The organism is Stenotrophomonas sp. KH_029 (genome assembly GCF_057839765.1).
On record NZ_CM174498.1, the window covers coordinates 1,003,212 to 1,021,357 of the forward strand.

The following is an 18,146-nucleotide window of genomic DNA, read 5'->3' on the forward strand; positions in this document are numbered from 1 at the left end:
ATGCGCGGCAACATCGCCCAACTGATGCAGCAGGCCCAGAAGATGCAGGAAAACCTGCAGAAGGCCCAGGAAGAACTCGCCAAGCTGGAAGTCACCGGCACGGCCGGCGGCGGCATGGTCAGCGTGACCCTGACCGGCGCCAAGGAATGCCGCAAGGTGCGCATTGATCCGTCGATCCTCGGCGATGCGGAAATGACCGAAGACCTGGTGGCGGCCGCGTTCAACGACGCCTCCAACAAGATCGATGCCGAGTCGAAGAACCGCATGGGCTCGGCCACCGCCGGCATGCAGCTGCCGCCGGGCATGAAGCTGCCGTTCTGAACCCGCGCCCGCGCCGGGCCTGCCCGGTGCCCGGCTGCCGACCGCGACGCGAAGCCATGCCGGCTTCGCGCGTTTGTTTCCAGATGAGCACACCGCCATGAGCCTGCCCCTGCTCGAACAACTGATCGAGGCTTTCCGCGTGCTGCCGGGCGTGGGCCAGAAGACGGCCCAGCGCATGGCCTACCACGTGCTCGAGCGCGAACGCGAAGGCGGGCAGAAGCTGGCCGAGGTGCTGGCCAAGGCGATCGAGCGGATCGGGCATTGCGTGCAGTGCCGCGATTTCAGTGAGAGCGAGATCTGCGCGGTCTGCGCCAACGGCAGCCGCGAACGCCAGCAGTTGTGCGCGGTGGAGTCGCCGGCCGACCGCCTGGCGATCGAACATGCCACCGGCTTCCGCGGGGTGTACTTCGTGCTGCAGGGGCGGCTGTCGCCGCTGGACGGGATCGGCCCGCGCGAGCTGGGCCTGGACCAGCTGGGCGCACGGCTGCAGCAGGGCGAGGTGCAGGAACTGATCATCGCCACCAGCGCCACGGTCGAGGGCGAGGCCACCGCGCATTACCTGGCGCAGCTGGCGCGCGCGCACAAGGTGCGCCCCAGCCGCCTGGCCCAGGGCCTGCCGCTGGGGGGCGAGCTGGAATACGTGGACCGCGGCACGCTGTCCCATGCGTTCGGTACGCGTACCGAAGTCCAGGAATGACCCGGCGCGCGCTACTCTCCCATTCCAACGTCCACACTGGTGCCCCATGAGCCAAGACACCCTGTTCGGGAAGATCATCCGCCGCGAAATCCCCGCCACCATCGTCTACGAGGACGAGGAGGTGCTGGGCTTCAAGGACATCGCCCCGCAGGCGCCGGTGCATGTGTTGTTCATTCCCAAGAACGAGGCCATCCCGACCCTGGACGATGTGCAGCCTTCGCAGGCCCACCTGATCGGCAAGCTGGCGCTGGCCGCGGCCGGGTATGCGCGCGACCAGGGGTTTGCGCAGGACGGCTACCGCATCGTGATGAACTGCCGCGAGCATGCCGGGCAGACCGTGTTCCACATCCACCTGCATCTGCTGGCCGGTGCGCCGCTGGGGCATTTCGGCACGCCGAACGGGTGAGGGTGCGCGCGGTTTGATCGCCCATGAAAAACGCCGCCCTGGGGCGGCGTTTTTTTATCTACGCATACCTACCGGGCGGCGTTTTTCAACGCGTACCGACCAACGGTCGGTACCTACCACCAACCCCAGCCGCGGTAGCCCCAGCCCGGGCCCCAGCCTGGACCCCACGGCCCGTACGGGTAGGCCGGGATCACATCGACCTGGCGCTGTTCGGGCCACAGGTAGATCACGTCGGCCTCCAGCTTGGGCAGGCGGTAGTCGTATTCGCCGATGCGGGTGTTCTCGTACCCGGCGATCTTGCCGATGAAGGTCACATCGCGGCCGGGCTCGAACACGGCCGGGTCGTAGAAGCCGGCGCGGCAGGCGATGAAGCGGCCGTCGCTGGCATCGGCCGAGGTGGTGCTCGGGCGGCCACTGCCGTTGAGCGGGCGCGAGATCATCTGGAAGCAGGTCTGGCCCTGGCCCGGGTTGGTCTCGATGACGCGGCCGCCCCAGCGCACCGGCGTGCCCACCTGCTGGGTGGGTACCGCGTCGCGGGGGCTGACCATGCTGAACTGGCCTTGCAGCGGTTTGGGTGCGGTCGCGCAGGCGGCCAGCGCGAGCGAGGCGGCGAGGGGAAGCAGAATCTGGATCTTCATGGGGATGCTCCGGAGGACGGGCGATGCCTGCGCAGGTCGCGCAATAATGAAGTGAGGTCGACGTCAGCGCCAGCGTAGCGCGCCTGGACGAAACGGAGGCTGAGTGACAACAACGCCGGGTCGGGGCGTTGCCGGTGTACCCGCTGGGCCCAGTCGCCGGCGGTCTCGGCGCTGTCGCGGGCCAGGCCCAGCCGCACGTAGCGCCGGCCCAGCCGATGCCAGGCGCGCAGCAGCCGGTCGCGCTCGCGTTCGCCACGGGCCAGCAGCCAGCCCATCCAGCCTAGCGCGGCCAGTGCGAAGAGCACGAAAACCAGGATCAGCTGGGCCGGCTCGAGCTTGTCGATGCCCAGCGGACGCAGCAGCTGCTGCTGGCGGTTGGCGTCGAAGGACAGCACCAGGTCGTTCCAGCCGCGGCGCAGCCAGTCGGCAGCCTGGCCCAGCTGCATCCAGCGACCTTCCAGGGTGGTCGCCCCGGCGCCGCCCAGGCGGTCTTCCAGGGTGTCGCGGATGCGCTCGGGGGCCACCGCGGCGGTCGGGTCCACGCGCACCCAGCCGCGTCCGGGCAGCCACACCTCGGCCCAGGCGTGGGCGTCCATGCGCCGCACCACCCAGTAGTCGCCGTAGCGGTTGCGGCTGCCGCCGGCAAAGCCGGTCACCACCCGGGCGGGGATGCCGGCGTTGCGCATCAGCACCACGAAGGAAGAGCTGAAGTGCTGGCAGAAGCCGGCCTGCTGGTCGAACAGGAACTCGTCCACGCCATCGCGGCCGGGCAGCGGGGTGCTCAGGGTGTAGGTGAAGCGGGTGCGCACCCAGTCCAGGGCGCGGGCCACGATCGCCGCATCGTCGCCGCCGGCCTCGCGGCGCCACTGCCGGGCCAGCTGCGCGGTGCGCGGGTTGAGCCCGGCCGGCAGCTGCAGTGCCTGCTGCCGATGGTGGGGCCCGAGCTCATCGGCATAGGCCAGTGGTGCGGCCGACTGCAGGCGCCAGCGGGTCAGCGCGGTCAGGCTGTCGCGGCTGCGCAGGCTGTAGTCGCCATCCAGTTCGCTGCCGGGCGGGGCCTGCAGCGGCAGGTCCAGGGCCACCAGCTGGCGGCGGTCGGTGGATTCGTAATCGATCTGGTAGTCCCACTGCGGGCCGGCCCGGCGGACCGCCGGCGGCGGCCGCTGCCGGCCGCTGCGTTCCTGCTCCCACACCCGTCCATCGAAGTGGGTCATCACCGGGCCACGCCAGTAGCGTTGTTCGGCCGGCGGCACCGCGCCGAAGAACTGCACGCGCAGGGCCGGGGTGTCGTCGGCCATCAGGTCCAGCCACTGGCCCGGCTCCATCTGGTCGGACAGGCCCGGCTTGCCGACCGCGCGTTCGGGAATGCCCCACAGCGGTTCGCTCAGGCGCGGGAACAGCCAGAACCCGGCCAGCGCCAGCGGCAGGCCCAGCGCCACCAGCCGGCCGACGCCGCGCAGCTGGCCACCCAGGCCCGGGCTGGTGGCCTGGCCTTCGGCATGGGCCAGCCGCTGCAGCGCCAGCAGCGCGCTGAGCGCAGCCAGCACCGCCAGGCCCATGGTCAGCGGCCCCTGGTCGAGCAGGAACGCGGCGAACGGGGCGAACAGGGCAAAGCCGAGCAGGCTGCGTGCATCGCGCAGGCTGCGCAGCTCGCTGGACTTGAGCGCCAGCATTGCCGCCAGCAGCGCGCAGCCGGTGTCGCGGCCGGGGCGGGCGCCCATCTGCCAGTAGATCGCCGCCAGCATGCCCAGCACCAGCAGCAGCCGCAGCGGGGCGGCCAGCACGCGCTGGCGCGCGGCCAGGGCGGTCAGTACGGCAACCAGCGCGATGATCCCGGCCAGTTGCCCGGGCAGCTGCAGCAGCAGCGGCAACAAACCCAGGGCGGCACTGGCCAGGGTCCAGCCGCGCGCGCTGGCGTTGAGTTCGGGAGCGGTCGGTTCAGCCATGGGGCATCAGCGCCAGGGCGCGTTGGCACAGGTGGTGGTGGGCGCTGCCGTTGGCCGGGCCGAGCACCGGTTGCCCGGGCAGCTGCAGGGTGTAGCGGCGACCGTCGCGTTCGGCCAGGTCGACCCAGCGCGCCAGCTGCGCGATGCGGGTTTCGGTGGGCAGCGGCGCCAACTGCCGCCAGTCCAGCAGCACATCGACCCCGACCGGTTTTTCGTAGTCGCGCACCAGCAGCGTGTCGCGCCGTGCCGAGTGCTTCCAGGCGATGCTGCGCGGCGGGTCGCCGGCGCGGTAGGGGCGTAGCTGGTGCAGTTCATCGCCGCTGGCATGGACGCGGGTGTGCAGCGGATCGCCGCCGCTCTCCGGCAGCGGTGGGGCCTGGGCGGCGGGCGCGGCGTAGACCAGCAGCGGCGTGTCGGGCCACACCCATGACCAGGCCCGCACCAGCCCCAGGGGTTGGGTGGTGGAGATCCGGATCCGCGCCAGGTCGCGCCAGCCGCGCCGCACGGTGGGTACCGGCAGGTCCACTTCGATCTGGTCGCTGTCGACCAGATGGCCAAACGCGACAGCATCTTCGTGCTGCAGTTCCAGGCCGCGGCGGGGGCGTGCATCGGCGCGCGACAGGCTGATGCGCAGGCGCATCGGCTGGCCCGCGGTGACCGGTTCGGCCGACACCGCATCGATCTGCAATGCCGACAACTGCAGGTGCGCGCTGATGGTGCTGGCGATCGCCACGGTGGCCAGCAGCAGGGCCAGCAACAGGGCCGGATTGTTGTTGTAGTTCAGTGCGCCCAGCAGCATCACCGCCAGCAGCGCGGCCATGAACAGGCCGAAGCGGGTGGGCAGCACATAGATGCGGCGCCGGTCGAGCCGGCGCGGCAAGGGTTCGGGTTGGCGCGGTCGCGCCAACAGCTGCAGCTTCTGCCAGCGGGCTCCCCAGCCGCGGCGTGCCATCAGTCCACCGGCACGGTCTGGAGGATCGCGCGGGCCAGCGCCGGGCCGGTGCTGGCTTCGGCCTCGGGCACCAGGCGGTGGCCGGCGACGGCGACGAACAGGGTCTGTACGTCTTCGGGCACCACATGCGCGCGGCCCAGCAGCAGCGCATGGGCCTTAGCCGCGCGCAGCAGCGCCAGCCCGGCGCGCGGCGACAGGCCCACGCGCACGCCGGCGTGCTGGCGGCTGCGGGTCAGCAGTGCCTGCACGTAATGGATCAACGCTTCGCTGGCGTGCACCTGGCCCACCGCGTCGCGCAGGGCGCGCACCTGTGCATCGTCCAGGCACGGCGTGGCCCGGGCGATCAGGTGGCGGCGGTCGGTGCCGCGCAGCAGTTCGCGTTCGGATTCGGCATTGGGGTAGCCCAGCGCCAGCCGCAGCAGGAACCGGTCCAGCTGCGAATCGGGTAGCGGGAAGGTGCCCGACAGGTCCACCGGGTTCTGGGTGGCGATCACGAAGAATGGATCGGGCAGCGGGTGGGTGGTGCCGTCCAGGGTCACCTGTTGTTCGGCCATCGCTTCGAGCAGGGCGCTCTGTGTGCGTGGCGGCGCGCGGTTGATCTCGTCGGCCAGCAGCACATGGGTGAACACCGGGCCGGGATGGAACTGGAACTGGCGGCTGCCGGCGTCATAGACCGAGACGCCCAGTACATCGGCCGGCAACAGGTCGGAGGTGAACTGCACGCGCTGGAAGCTCAGGCCCAGGCTGGAGGCCAGGGCATGGGCCAGGGTGGTCTTGCCCAGCCCGGGCAGGTCCTCGATCAGCAGATGGCCGCCGGACAGCAGGGCGACAAACGCAAGGCGGACTTCATGCGCCTTGCCCAGCACCAGCCCGTTGACCTGGTCCTGGGCGCTGCGGAGGGCCTGTCGCACTACATCGGTTAGCATGGCTGGCACGTGGGGCGAGGTTTGCATGTCCGTCTCGTGTCGATGATTCCTTCGATTCTATAGAGCAATGCAGGGCGAACAACGCGCACGCACAATTTTCCTGCTGTTGTGGACGCTGATCACCGCCGTCAAGCTGGTGATTGCCGCGCGTCTGCCCTTGTTCGTGGACGAAGCGTTCTACTGGCAGGAAGGCCAGCACCTGGCGGCGGCCTATTCGGACCTGCCCGGGCTGACCGCCTGGTTGTCGCGGCTGGGCGTGGAGATCGGCGGGGCGCATGTGCTGGCCCAGCGGCTGCCGTTCCTGGCCATCGGTGCGGCGCTGCCGTGGCTGGTGTCGCGCATCGCCACACGCTGGTTCGGCGCGGTGACCGGCTGGCAGGCCGGCAGCCTGACCCTGCTGATGCCGTTGTCGGGCACGCTGGGCATCCTGGCGGTGCCGGATGTACCGATGGCGCTGGCCGCGGTGCTGTGCCTGGACGCCGGGGCGCGCCTGCTGCGCACCGTCGATGCCGCCGCGGCGGTGAAGCTGGCGCTGGGGCTGATGATCGGCGCGCTCAGCCACTACCGTTTCATCGGCGTGATCGTGGTCGGTTTCATCGCGTTGCTGCTGCTGCCGCAGGGGCGGCGCATGCTGCGCGACCCGCGGGTCTGGGTGGCGCTGGCGGTGGGGGTGCTGGCGTGGCTGCCGCTGTTGTCGTGGAACGCCGACAACCATGATGCCGGGCTGAAATTCCAGGTGGTCGAGCGCCATCCCTGGGCGTTCCAGTGGAGCGGGCTGTGGTTCCTGGTGATCCAGCCGATGCTGGTCACCCCGATCCTGTGCATGGCGATGTGGAAGGTGGCGCTGGCCGGTACCCGTTCCGGCGGTGGCGCGCGGGCGCAGTGGCGCTATTTCGGCCTGGTCGGTGCGGTATCGACCGTGGCGATCTTCGCGCTGGGCTTCTTCACCGACGTGGAGCGGATCAGTTTCCACTGGCCGTTGCCGGGCTATCTGGCGCTGCTGGTGGCCGTGCCGGTGGTACTCAATGGCTGGCCGCGCTGGCTGCGCCGCACCGGTTGGTGGCTGGCCGGGACCGGGCTGGCGCTGGCGTTCGGCTACTACCTGATGGCCTCCACTCCGGCGCTGCGCGAGCAGCTGGCCGGGGACAAGTATTACCCGCGCAATTTCGCCGGCTGGCAGCCGTTGGCCACGGCGGTACGCGAAGAACTGGCGACGATGCCGGCCGGCAGCCGGGTGCTGGCCGGCAACTTCAAGGTGGGCGCCGAGCTGGGCTTCCAGCTGCGCGATCCGTCCATCCAGGTGCTGCGCCACCCGCTCAACGACAAGCATGGGCGCAGCGCGCAGCTGGGCCTGTGGGGCCTGCTGCACGACGGCCGGCGCGATGCACCGCTGCTGCTGGTGCTCTCGCCCAGCGACCAGCGTTACCGCGACCTGCTGGCGCGCTACCACGCGGTATGCGCGCAGGTGGGGCCGCTGCCGCCGCCGCGGGTGGTCAGCAACGACCATGGTTACCAGCGTTTCCTGCTGTTCAAGCTGCCGGCCGGGCGCGCGTCGGGGCCGTGCGTGACCCCGGCGATGGCCTGGATCGATACCCCGTTGCCCGATGCGCGCGCCGCGGGAATGCTCGACGTGCGTGGCTGGGCGTTCAAGGACGGGGTGGGGCTGGCGCGGGTGGAGGTGCTGGTCGATGGCCGGCCGGTGGCCGAGGCGGCCTATGGGCGCAGCTACGACATCACCCGGTTCTGGGCGATCTCCACCGACCCGCAGCACCCCAACGTCGGCTTCGATGCGCGCATCGACACCGCTGCGCTGGCCCCGGGCCGGCATTGGCTGGGGCTGAACCTCTACGGCCGCGATGGCAGCGTGGAATCCTGGCCGGAGCAGCCGCTGGTGGTGCCGGCGCGCTGAGCGCATCGGCGGCAGGGTTCAGGGCAGTCGGTAGCCGGCCTGGCGCAGCAGCTGGCCCAGTGCGATCAGCGGCAGCCCGATCAGGGCGGTGGGATCGCGGTTGTCGATGGCCTCGAACAGGCTGATCCCCAGGCCTTCGCATTTGAAGCTGCCGGCGCAGTCCAGCGGCTGCTCGGCGGCCACGTAGCGTTCGATCTCGGCGCGCTCCAGGGGGCGGAAGTGGACCCGGGTGAGATCGCAGGTTTCCAGCACTTCACCGTCGCAGACCAGGCTCACCGCGGTGTGGAAGTCGACCACCTGCCCGGACATCGCCGCCAGCTGCGCGTGGGCGCCGGCGACGGTGCCCGGCTTGCCCAGTGGCGCGCCGTTCAGCTCGGCGACCTGGTCCGAGCCGATCACCCAGCGCCCGGGATGCAGGCGGGCCACCGCCTGGGCCTTGGCCCGCGCCAGGCGCACCGCCACGGCCCGCGGGGCCTCGCCGGGGCCGGGTGCCTCGTCCACCTCGGGGCGGGCGGTGTCCAGCGGCAGGCCGAGCCGCTCCAGCAGTTCACGGCGGTAGCGGGAGGTGGAGGCAAGCAGCAGCGGGGTCATGCGACAATACCGGGCACGGAAGGCCGGCAGTCTGGGCCCTGCGGGCGGGGATCGGCAAGCTGACTGCGGCAGCATTTGACAGCAGCCCGGACGGTCCTTAAAATTCAGCGGCTTATGTCCGCGAACGTGCCCGAATTGCTGGATGCTTGGCGGATGGTCGCAGCGCGAAGGCGCTTCGACGGCCAGGTGGATCTAGCGCAATTGACCCGCCTGCAAGGGCTTGTTGCCGATACCGAAGGCCGGTGCAGCTATGCACTGGAATTCGCCCACGACGACATCCTGCGGGTATCCTATGTTGAACTGTCCATCGACACCGAGTTGCCGCTGATCTGTCAGCGCAGCCTGCAGCGCTTCCTGTTGCCGGTCTCGATGGTGCAGCGGCTCGGCCTGATCCGCAGCGAGGAGGATGAATCCTCGTTGCCGGAAGGGTACGAGCCGTGGCTGGTGCCCGAAGACGGCATGCTGCGACCACTGGAACTGGTGGAGGACGAACTTGTCCTGGCCGTGCCCGTGGTGCCGCTGTCTCCGGATGGCCAGGCAGTGGACCAGGACTGGGCACCGACCGAAGAAGAAATCAGCAAGGCCAATCCGTTCGCGGCGTTGGCGGCACTGAAAAAACAATAGCAGCCGGATTGTCGTCGGCGGCTGCGGCGAAAGCGAAAACTGTGCTGGGCGCTGGCGTCCTGCGCGACGATACGACGAAGCAAAACGAACCGAGTTTGGAGCAATCCCATGGCTGTGCAGAAATCCCGTGTCACCCCGTCCCGCCGCGGTATGCGCCGTGCGCATGACGCCCTGAGCGCCAAGCAGCTGTCCACCGATCCGACCACCGGTGAAGTGCATCTGCGTCACCACATCACCGCTGACGGTTTCTACCGCGGCAAGAAGGTGATCACGACCAAGTCGAATTCGGCCGTCGAAGAAGATTGATTCGTGGAGGCCGCTGCCCGGTCGGGCAGCGGCCTTTACTCCTTTCTTCCCGGCTGTCACTGTTGATGGCCGTGCTACAGGACATGCAATGAGCAAGCGGATCTACTCGAGGATCGCGGGCACAGGTAGCTATTTGCCCGAAAGAGTGTTGACCAACCAGGATCTGGAGAAAATGGTCGACACCAGCGATGAGTGGATTCAATCGCGCACCGGTATTCGCGAGCGGCACATTGCAGCCGAAGGCGAAACCACCAGCGACCTGGGCTATCAGGCCGCGCTGCGTGCGCTGGAAGCGGCCGGTATCGACGCTTCGCAGCTGGACATGATCGTGGTGGGTACCACGACCCCCGATCTGATCTTCCCGTCCACCGCGTGCCTGATCCAGGCCAAGCTCGGTGCGAGCGGTTGCCCCGCCTTCGATGTCAACGCAGCCTGTTCGGGCTTTGTGTTCGCGTTGAGCGTGGCCGACAAATTCATCCGTTCCGGCGATGCACGGCATGTGCTGGTGATCGGTGCGGAAACCCTGACCCGTATCGTCGACTGGACCGAGCGCACCACCTGCGTGCTGTTCGGCGATGGCGCCGGCGCGGTCGTGCTCAAGGCCGACGAAGACACCGGCATCCTCAGTACCCACCTGCATTCGGATGGCAGCAAGAAAGAGCTGCTGTGGAATCCGGTGGGTGTGTCGGCCGGTTTCGGCGAGGGCGAAAACGCCCGTGGCGCGATCCTGATGAAGGGCAACGACGTGTTCAAGTACGCCGTCAAGGCGCTGGATTCGGTCGTGGACGAAACCCTGGACGCCAATGGGCTGACCAAGTCCGACCTGGACTGGCTGATCCCGCACCAGGCCAACCTGCGCATCATCGAGGCCACCGCCAAGCGGTTGGAGATGTCGATGGAGCAGGTAGTGGTGACGGTGGACCGGCACGGCAACACCTCGTCGGCATCGGTGCCGATGGCGCTGGATGTGGCGATCCGTTCCGGCCGCGTCGAGCGTGGCCAGTTGCTGCTGCTGGAAGCCTTCGGTGGCGGCTTCACGTGGGGTTCGGCGCTGCTGCGTTATTGATAGCGTCGTTACGACAACGTGATGCTTTTATTACGGCCCCCTTCGGGGCCGTAAGCATTTCAGGAGACCTGTCATGGTAGAGCCCATCGTCATCGAGGGGCAGCGCGCCTGGCTGAAGCAATACGGCGAAGGAAGCCGGAGGGTTGCGCTGGGCCTGCTCAATTTCGTCGCGCACCGCTTCCAGCTGGATGCGTTGCGCCCGCCGCCGCACCGCGGCGGCGATGCGGCCAGGGAAATCGAGGCGCGCCGTCTGGGCGAGCTGGCGGCACAGGGGGTGAAGGTGCCCCACGTGATCGGCAGCGGGCATGCGGCGCTGGTGCTGGGCGACAACGGCAATTCGTTCAATACCTGCCTGCGCCAGGCCGATGCGGCCGGGCGCGACCGGCTGGTGGCTGCAGCGATGCAGGCGATCGCCATGGCGCACCGCAAGGGTGCCTATTTCGGTCAGCCGTTGCCGCGCAATCTGACCTGGGATGGCAGGCAGGTGGGTTTCATCGATTTCGAGGAAGACCCCCTGGAGGTGATGGACTTGGCCCAGGCCCAGGCGCGCGATTGGCTGATGTTCGGCTACGGCGTGGCCAAGTATTACGAGGACCGCCCGCAGCGGTTGCAGGCGTTGATGGCGCAGGCGATGGACGGGGTGGAAGCGCCGGTGCTGGCGCATGCCCATGCGGTATCGGGGCGGCTGCGGGGCCTGGCCCGCGCCAGTCTGAAGATGGGGCGGTCGGCGCGCGCGCTGGCGCACGCGATCCTGGTGGTGCATGGCGCCACTACGCTGGGCGTGCTGATGCTGGCGGTGATCTGCGTCGATTTCTTCAGCGACGGCGATCTGGACCTCCTGCAGCTGTTGGTGTGATCGGGCAGGGCCTTTGGAGCGCAGGGCCAAAGCCTTGAAGCCAGAGCCCGAAGCGAGAGCGCGGTTGCCTTGTCGCCCAGTGTTTGGGTCGGCGTGGGTGGGTTTGCGGGACACGCCGTAAATCCATCCCTGGAGCAACTGTGTTGCCGGGGAGCTTCCCCGTGCCCGGCGCGCAGGCACGGTAGTGCCGGCCGCTGGCCGGCAGCCTTTTGAGGCCCTACGGGCGCGCGTCAGGCGGGGATCGATCCGCTTTGGGCGTCGCGCACGCGGGCGTTGAGGATCACCAGCATCTTCCGCATCACCGCCACGATGGCCACTTTGCCTTCCTTGCCGCGAGCTCGCAGCGACTGATAAAAGTCGCGCAATCGCGGTTCATGCCGCATGGCCGACATGCTGGCCATATAAAGCACCTGACGGATCTCGGCTCTGCCGCCATGGATGCTTCGTTTCCCACGTATCGTCCCGCTGTCGTGGGACATCGGCGCCACCCCAACCAGACTGGCGATGGCCTTGCCGCTGATCTTGCCCAGCTCGGGCAGATAACTGGCCAGTACCGCCTGCAGCCCTGGACCGACGCCTTTCATCGACTTCAGCACAGCCAGTTGAGGCTGCTGAGAGACCTGCTCGGCAATCTGCTTTCCCAGTCGTTCAACCAGCGTATGCAGGCGTGTGATATTGGTCTGCAGCAGCTGGCGCAATTCACGATTGCCCACCATTTCCTGTTGCTGCCGCGCGACGGTTAGCGCGTGCATCGCCTGTCGACGTGCGCACACGAATTCCCGCATCTTCTGCTGCCAAGGCTCCAGCGGCTGATAGGAAGGCAGTTTCACCAAGGCAGCCATCTGCGCCAATGCATAGGCGTCCAAACGGTCGGTCTTGGCCACCTGGCCAAGGCCTTGGGCCAGTTTTCGGGCCCGCAGGGCATTGGCCCGGACCACCGGATGACCTGCCTTGTGCAGGAAGTCCAGCACGGGCTGCTCGTAGCCGCCGGTGGCCTCCAGCACGATCTGGATCGCCGGGTGTTTCCTCAGCCAAGCGTCCAATTCAGCAAAGCCAGAGCGGGTATTGCTGACCCGCAGGGTCTCCCCGTCCGTCGTGCCAACATCAAGCTGGCGCTTGCTGACATCAATCCCGATCCCGTTCATCGCCCGACTCCGTATAGTCTGGAAGGGTCGAGAGCTCCCCCGCTTGCCCAGTCTTATCACTGCGAGTGTCAGCTCCAGCAACTGTTCGGGCGGATCAAGGGAGATTCCGGCGTGGGCGCCAAGCTCCATGACGATCGTCGAGATCCAGGCTTGCACGGCGGCCCACGCCGGCTCTCGACGCCTACGCTGCCAGATTCCGAACAGATAAGGCTTGGCGAAAACATCCATGTTTTCGACAGTCCCGCAAACCCACCCACGCCGCCCCACCCATGGAGGGCTGGTGCGCAAGGGTAGTCAAGGTCCAAGGCACACAGCTTTCGCTGTGTTCAAGCCAAGTGCAGCCCTGCCCGGGGTGGGTAAGTAGGTAGTGCCGAGCCATGCTCGGCACCTCCCCCATCCCAACGAAGGCCGTTGCTCCCGCCTTTGCTTATCCCATGCCGGCCGACCCTCTGTGCAAGGGCTGGGGACAGTGGGTTTGCGGGACCGTTGGGCGCCATGGATGGCGCTCACGAGCCTCCACGGACGGATTCACGGCGTGTCCCGCAAACCCACTGGCCCCAGCCCTCCCAGACGAAGTGCAGGCAACGCTTTTGCTTCAAAACGGCCTTCACCAACCCAACACACATACGCGGCAGTACAGACGAAGGGCGCTGTTCCGACTTATCATTCGCCGTTCGATTTTTGCAGGCGGATGACCGCGTGACCGATTCCAATCTCGCTTTCGTGTTCCCCGGCCAGGGTTCGCAGTCGCTGGGCATGCTGGCCGAACTGGCCGAGCTGCACCCGCAGATCCGTGATGCCTTCCGTGAAGCCTCCGATGGCGCCGGTGTCGACCTGTGGGCGCTGTCGCAGGGCGGCCCGGAGGAAATGCTCAACCGCACCGAATACACCCAGCCGGCCCTGCTGGCCGCCAGCATCGGCGTGTGGCGGGTCTGGAACGCGGTGGGCGGTGCCCAGCCGGGCGTGCTGGCCGGGCACAGCCTGGGCGAGTACACCGCCCTGGTGGCTGCCGGCGCGCTGACCCTGCACGACGGCGCCCACCTGGTGCGCCTGCGCGGCCAGCTGATGCAGGAAGCCGCGCCGGCCGGCGTTGGCGCCATGGCGGCCGTGCTCGGTGCCGACGACGCCCTGGTCCAGGAGGTCTGCGAGCAGGCTGCCGGCAGCCAGGTGGTGGTGCCGGCCAACTTCAATTCTCCCGGCCAGATCGTGATCGGTGGCGACGCTGCGGCCGTTGACCGTGCGCTGGCGCTGCTGGCGCTGCTGGCCGAGCGGGGCGTGCGCAAGACCGTCAAGCTGGCCGTCAGCGTGCCCTCGCATACCCCGTTGATGCGCGAAGCCGCCAACCGTCTGGCCGAAACCATGGCCGGCCTGGACTGGCGCGCGCCGGCCCTGCCGGTGGTGCAGAACGTCGATGCCCGCGTGCATGACGGCGTGGAAGCCATCGCCCGCGCCCTGGTCCAGCAGTTGTACCTGCCGGTGCAGTGGACCGGTTGCGTGCAGGCCCTGGCCGCCCGTGGCGTTACCGGCGTGGCCGAATGCGGCCCGGGCAAGGTGCTGACCGGATTGATCAAGCGCATCGACAAATCGCTGGACGCGCGCACACTGTCCACGCCTGCCGATTTCCAGGCTGCCCGCGAGACCTGGGCCGCCTGACCTGTCGACCGACTCCGTACGCGCATGGCCCTGGGGCCGGCGTGCGGACCCGTCCCGTTCGAGGAATTACAGATGAGCAAGCCCCTTCAGGGTGAAATCGCACTGGTGACCGGCGCCAGCCGTGGCATCGGTGCCGCCATCGCCGAAGCACTGGCCGCGCAGGGCGCGACCGTGATCGGCACCGCCACCACCGACGCCGGTGCCGCCGCCATCGGCGAACGCCTGGCGGCCGTGGGCGGCCATGGCCGCGCGCTGAACGTGACCGATGCCGCCGCGCTGGAAGCGGTGCTGGATGGGATCGCCAAGGAGTTCGGGGCGATCACCATCCTGGTCAACAATGCCGGCATCACCCGCGACAACCTGCTGCTGCGCATGAAGGAAGAGGACTGGCAGTCCATCCTGGACACCAACCTGACCAGCGTGTTCCGCACCTCCAAGGCGGTCATCCGCGGCATGATGAAGGCGCGCCGCGGCCGCATCATCAATATCGCCTCGGTGATCGGCGTCACCGGCAATGCCGGCCAGGCCAACTATGCCGCCGCCAAGGCCGGCATCATTGCCTTCTCCAAGTCGCTGGCCAAGGAAATCGGCTCGCGTGGGATCACCGTCAATGTGGTCGCGCCGGGCTTCATCGACACCGACATGACCCGTGCCCTGCCCGAAGAACAGCGCACCGGCCTGGTCAAGACCATCGCCCTGGAGCGCCTGGGCGAAGCGTCCGATATCGCCAACGCGGTGGCGTTCCTGGCCGGCCCGTCGGCCAGCTACATCACCGGCGAAACCCTCCATGTGAACGGCGGTATGTACATGCCGTAAGCATGTGGCGCATGGATTGCGCCGCAAGTGGTTGATCTGAATGATGTTTTGCAACGATGCAAGGCGTCGCTGGTTTCCACTACACTATCCCACGGTCATCCCTCACCGGATGGCGTCACTTTTGAACCACTACTCCATCTGGAGCGATATCCAATGAGCAGCATCGAAGAACGCGTCAAGAAAATCGTCGTCGAACAGCTTGGCGTCAAGGAAGAAGAAGTCACCAACAGCGCATCGTTCGTCGATGACCTGGGCGCTGACTCGCTGGACACCGTTGAACTGGTGATGGCGCTGGAAGAAGAGTTCGAGTGCGAAATCCCGGACGAAGAAGCCGAGAAAATCGGCACCGTCCAGGCTGCGATCGACTACGTCACCGCCCACGTCAAGGCTTGATGTCAGGCGGCTGGCGCGCGGTTGTGGCCAACGCCGCGACCGCGTGCGGCAAACCCATGGGGCCGCGCTTGCGGCCCTGTGCATTTGAGCGTTACACCGCGTCATACCCGCAACACCCGGGTCAGGAGAATCTGCAATGAAGCGTCGCGTCGTCGTTACCGGCATGGGCATGGTCTCGCCGTTGGGCAATGATCTGGACACCAGTTGGAAGGGCATCACCGAAGGCCGTTCCGGCATCGGTGCGCTGACCAACGTTTCGCAGTCCTACCTGGACCGTTTCACCACCAAGATCGCAGGTGAGGTCAAGGATTTCGACATCACCGCCGACAACGACCAGTTCGGCTCGTTCCGGGTCAGCGGCAAGGATGCCAAGAAGATGGACCCGTTCATCCACTATGGTCTCGGTGCCGCCTTCATGGCGCTGCACGATTCCGGATTGGACATCACCGACGCCAATGCCGAGCGCATCGGCGCGATCGTCGGCGCCGGGATCGGCGGCCTGCTTGGTATCGAAGAGCAGACCATCGACTTCCACGAGGGCAGGAAGATTTCGCCCTTCTACGTGCCCAAGACCATCATCAACATGCTGCCGGGCCAGCTGAGCATCATCACCGGGTTGAAGGGTCCGTCGTTCTCGGCGGTGTCGGCCTGCGCCACCTCCAACCACTCCATCGGCACCGCCATGCGCATGATCCAGTACGGCGATGCGGACGTGATGGTGGCCGGTGGTGCCGAGCGCGGTTCCTCGCCGACCGCCCTGGGCGGCTTCTGCGCGATGAAGGCGATGAGCACCCGCAACGATGACCCGGGCGCGGCCTCGCGGCCGTGGGACAAGGACCGCGACGGCTTCGTGCTGGGCGACGGTGCCGGCATCCTGATCCTGGAAGAGTACGAGCACGCCAAGGCCCGTGGCGCGAAGATCTATTGCGAACTGGCCGGCTTCGGCGCCAGCTCCGACGCTTACCACATGACCGCGCCCAGCGAGAACGGCGAAGGCGCCGCGCGCTGCATGGTGATGGCGATGAAGGACGCCGGGGTGAACCCGGACCAGATCGGCTACCTCAACGCGCATGGCACCTCCACGCCGCTGGGCGACCTCGGCGAGACCATGGCGATGAAGGCCGCCTTTGGCGGGCACGCCTACAAGATGATGGTCAGCTCGACCAAGTCGATGACCGGCCACCTGCTCGGCGCGGCCGGCGGGGTGGAGGCGATCTTCTCGGTGCTGGCGCTGCGCGACAACGTGATTCCGCCGACCATCAACCTGCACCAGCCCGGCGAAGGCTGCGACCTGGATTACGTGCCCAACACCGCCCGCCAGCAGCAGGTGGACGTGGTGATGTCCAACGGCTTCGGCTTCGGTGGCACCAACGGTACTCTGGTGTTCAAGCGGATCTGATCGCGCCGCTGCCGTACTCCCCACCCGGGCCGCCATCATGGCGGCCTTGGTGTATCTGGCCCCCTGCGCCCAGCGCGTGACTTCCCGGTGTCCCTGCATGCTCCAGACCCATCCGCTGCCCGCCACCACCGACCTGCTCGCGCTGCAGCGCCTGGCCCCACAGCGCTACCCGCTGCTGATGGAATCCACCGCCTCGGGCACCGCGCAGGGCCGCTGGGACCTGCTGCTGATGGGCAACGGCCAGTCGCTGGCGCTGCACGCCGATGGCGTGGTCCGCGATGGCGACGGCCAGGCCCACGCCGGCCGCTTCCTGGACGTGCTGGACGCGCACTGGGCGGCACTGCGGCAGCCGCGCGAAGAACCGGCATTGCCGTTCCGCGGCGGCTGGGCGCTGATGCTGGACTACGAACTGGCCGGCCAGATCGAAACCGTGCTGGCCTTGCCGGCGCGCGCCGATGGCCTGCCGTCGGCGCTGGCGCTGCGCTGCCCGGCCGCGGTGCTGCACGACCGCGTGCTCGGCCAGTACCACGCCGTCTGCGAAACCGAACACGCCGCGCTGCTGCCGGTGCTGCTGGCCGACCTGGCCGCCAGCGCCACGCAGGCACCGTTGCCGGCCTGGCAGGCAACGGCGCAGCTGGCCGACGATGCACCGGCGCGTTTCACCGACGGCGTGGCCCGGGTCATCGATTACCTGCGCGCCGGCGATGTGTTCCAGGTCAACCTGTCGCGGCGCTGGTCGGCGCAGTTCGCCCAGGCGCTGTCGCCGCAGGCGCTGTACGCGCAGCTGCGGGTGGCCAACCCGGCGCCGTTCGCCGGCCTGTTCATGGCCCAGGGCAGGGCGGTGGTAAGTTCCTCGCCGGAACGGCTGGTGTCGGTGCATGGCGATGACGTGCAGACCCGTCCGATCGCCGGCACCCGCCCGCGCTTTGCCGGCGATGACGATGCCGCGCGCATCCAGGAACTGGTCGGCCATCCCAAGGAGCGCGCCGAACACGTGATGCTGATCGACCTGGAGCGCAACGACCTGGGCCGGATCTGCACGCCGGGCAGCGTCGAGGTGGACGAGCTGATGAGCGTGGAAAGCTATGCGCACGTGCACCACATCGTCAGCAACGTGCGTGGCCGCCTGCGTCAGGGCGTTACGCCCGGCCAGGTGATCGCGGCCACCTTCCCCGGCGGCACCATCACCGGCTGCCCCAAGGTGCGCTGCATGCAGATCATCGCCGAGCTGGAGCAGACCGCGCGCGGCGCCTATACCGGCGCGTTCGGCTGGCTGAACCGCGACGGCGACCTGGACCTGAACATCCTGATCCGCACCGCCGAGGTGACCACCGACACCGCGGTGTTCCGCACCGGTGCGGGGATCGTGGTCGATTCGGACCCGGTGCGCGAACTGGACGAAACCCGCGCCAAGGCGCGCGGCCTGCTGCGCGCACTGGGCCGGCAGGACTGAACCGACGCGGCCGGCCACGGCGATTTGGCGGTGTGCAGCACCCGCGCGG

The 18,146-nt window shown here is 68.1% G+C and carries 19 protein-coding genes; 13 read left to right on the top strand and 6 right to left on the bottom strand.

Going from position 1 to position 18,146, the window contains the following annotated elements; translation table 11 throughout:
• From AC3ITM_RS04635 to AC3ITM_RS04645, 3 genes are all read left to right on the top strand, one after another.
• Nucleotides 1-321, top strand: a complete 321-nt coding sequence (locus tag AC3ITM_RS04635) for a YbaB/EbfC family nucleoid-associated protein (protein WP_228886718.1) — start codon at nt 1-3, stop codon at nt 319-321.
• Nucleotides 322-418: 97 nt separating this feature from the next.
• On the top strand, nt 419-1,018 hold the full coding sequence (gene recR / locus AC3ITM_RS04640) for a recombination mediator RecR (protein ID WP_228886719.1): 600 nt from the start codon (nt 419-421) through the stop codon (nt 1,016-1,018).
• 46 nt (nt 1,019-1,064) lie between these two features.
• Nucleotides 1,065-1,424 (top strand): histidine triad nucleotide-binding protein, encoded by a 360-nt coding sequence (locus tag AC3ITM_RS04645; protein WP_489268755.1) that lies wholly within the window; start codon nt 1,065-1,067, stop codon nt 1,422-1,424.
• A 113-nt stretch (nt 1,425-1,537) separates the two neighbouring features.
• On the opposite strand, the gene AC3ITM_RS04650 is transcribed toward AC3ITM_RS04645, so the two are convergent.
• Genes AC3ITM_RS04650 through AC3ITM_RS04665 form a run of 4 tightly spaced genes read right to left on the bottom strand, consistent with a single transcriptional unit; the run spans nt 1,538 to nt 5,913 of the window.
• Nucleotides 1,538-2,062: a Slp family lipoprotein gene (locus AC3ITM_RS04650; RefSeq protein WP_489268756.1), complete on the bottom strand. Its 525-nt coding sequence runs from the start codon at nt 2,060-2,062 to the stop codon at nt 1,538-1,540.
• On the bottom strand, nt 2,059-4,008 hold the full coding sequence (locus AC3ITM_RS04655; protein WP_489268758.1) for a transglutaminase TgpA family protein: 1,950 nt from the start codon (nt 4,006-4,008) through the stop codon (nt 2,059-2,061). The genes AC3ITM_RS04650 and AC3ITM_RS04655 overlap by 4 nt, the downstream gene beginning before the upstream one ends.
• Nucleotides 4,001-4,960 (bottom strand): DUF58 domain-containing protein, encoded by a 960-nt coding sequence (locus AC3ITM_RS04660; protein WP_228886723.1) that lies wholly within the window; start codon nt 4,958-4,960, stop codon nt 4,001-4,003. The genes AC3ITM_RS04655 and AC3ITM_RS04660 overlap by 8 nt, the downstream gene beginning before the upstream one ends.
• Entirely contained in the window at nt 4,960-5,913 is a 954-nt protein-coding gene (locus AC3ITM_RS04665; RefSeq protein ID WP_489268760.1) for an AAA family ATPase, read from the bottom strand. The genes AC3ITM_RS04660 and AC3ITM_RS04665 overlap by 1 nt, the downstream gene beginning before the upstream one ends.
• A gap of 40 nt (nt 5,914-5,953) precedes the next feature.
• Here AC3ITM_RS04665 and AC3ITM_RS04670 point away from each other — a divergent pair, with 40 nt between their 5' ends.
• On the top strand, nt 5,954-7,795 hold the full coding sequence (locus AC3ITM_RS04670; RefSeq protein WP_489268762.1) for an ArnT family glycosyltransferase: 1,842 nt from the start codon (nt 5,954-5,956) through the stop codon (nt 7,793-7,795).
• Nucleotides 7,796-7,813: 18 nt separating this feature from the next.
• Here the strand turns inward: AC3ITM_RS04670 and AC3ITM_RS04675 are convergent, their stop codons facing one another.
• A complete protein-coding gene (locus AC3ITM_RS04675; protein WP_489268764.1) occupies nt 7,814-8,386 on the bottom strand; it encodes a Maf family protein in 573 nt (190 codons plus the stop codon).
• 114 nt (nt 8,387-8,500) lie between these two features.
• On the opposite strand from AC3ITM_RS04675, the gene AC3ITM_RS04680 reads away from it, so the two are divergent.
• The 4 genes from AC3ITM_RS04680 (at nt 8,501) to AC3ITM_RS04695 (ending at nt 11,238) form a co-directional block, all read left to right on the top strand.
• Nucleotides 8,501-9,010 carry a YceD family protein gene (locus tag AC3ITM_RS04680; protein ID WP_228886727.1) on the top strand — a complete coding sequence of 170 codons (510 nt, stop codon included), beginning with the start codon at nt 8,501-8,503 and terminating at the stop codon, nt 9,008-9,010.
• Nucleotides 9,011-9,118: 108 nt separating this feature from the next.
• Nucleotides 9,119-9,316: a 50S ribosomal protein L32 gene (gene rpmF / locus AC3ITM_RS04685; protein WP_017357626.1), complete on the top strand. Its 198-nt coding sequence runs from the start codon at nt 9,119-9,121 to the stop codon at nt 9,314-9,316.
• An 88-nt stretch (nt 9,317-9,404) separates the two neighbouring features.
• Complete coding sequence (locus AC3ITM_RS04690; RefSeq protein WP_228886728.1) at nt 9,405-10,382, top strand: beta-ketoacyl-ACP synthase III; 978 nt, start codon at nt 9,405-9,407, stop codon at nt 10,380-10,382.
• Nucleotides 10,383-10,455: 73 nt separating this feature from the next.
• Nucleotides 10,456-11,238: a BUD32 family EKC/KEOPS complex subunit gene (locus AC3ITM_RS04695; protein WP_489268767.1), complete on the top strand. Its 783-nt coding sequence runs from the start codon at nt 10,456-10,458 to the stop codon at nt 11,236-11,238.
• A gap of 230 nt (nt 11,239-11,468) precedes the next feature.
• Here AC3ITM_RS04695 and AC3ITM_RS04700 read toward each other — a convergent pair whose 3' ends face one another.
• On the bottom strand, nt 11,469-12,383 hold the full coding sequence (locus AC3ITM_RS04700) for an IS110 family RNA-guided transposase (RefSeq protein WP_489266115.1): 915 nt from the start codon (nt 12,381-12,383) through the stop codon (nt 11,469-11,471).
• A gap of 699 nt (nt 12,384-13,082) precedes the next feature.
• Here AC3ITM_RS04700 and fabD point away from each other — a divergent pair.
• The 5 genes from fabD to AC3ITM_RS04725 all read left to right on the top strand — a co-directional run bounded on the left by fabD (nt 13,083) and on the right by AC3ITM_RS04725 (nt 18,097).
• The gene (gene fabD, locus AC3ITM_RS04705; RefSeq protein WP_489268769.1) at nt 13,083-14,036 is read left to right on the top strand and encodes an ACP S-malonyltransferase; all 954 of its coding nucleotides are present in this window, start codon (nt 13,083-13,085) and stop codon (nt 14,034-14,036) included.
• Between the two features lie 72 nt (nt 14,037-14,108).
• Nucleotides 14,109-14,852 carry a 3-oxoacyl-ACP reductase FabG gene (gene fabG / locus AC3ITM_RS04710; protein WP_489268771.1) on the top strand — a complete coding sequence of 248 codons (744 nt, stop codon included), beginning with the start codon at nt 14,109-14,111 and terminating at the stop codon, nt 14,850-14,852.
• 153 nt (nt 14,853-15,005) lie between these two features.
• Entirely contained in the window at nt 15,006-15,245 is a 240-nt protein-coding gene (gene acpP, locus AC3ITM_RS04715) for an acyl carrier protein (protein WP_228886732.1), read from the top strand.
• A 136-nt stretch (nt 15,246-15,381) separates the two neighbouring features.
• On the top strand, nt 15,382-16,644 hold the full coding sequence (gene fabF / locus AC3ITM_RS04720) for a beta-ketoacyl-ACP synthase II (protein ID WP_489268772.1): 1,263 nt from the start codon (nt 15,382-15,384) through the stop codon (nt 16,642-16,644).
• A 97-nt stretch (nt 16,645-16,741) separates the two neighbouring features.
• A complete protein-coding gene (locus AC3ITM_RS04725) occupies nt 16,742-18,097 on the top strand; it encodes an aminodeoxychorismate synthase component I (RefSeq protein ID WP_489268774.1) in 1,356 nt (451 codons plus the stop codon).
• The last annotated feature ends 49 nt before the right edge of the window (nt 18,098-18,146 follow it).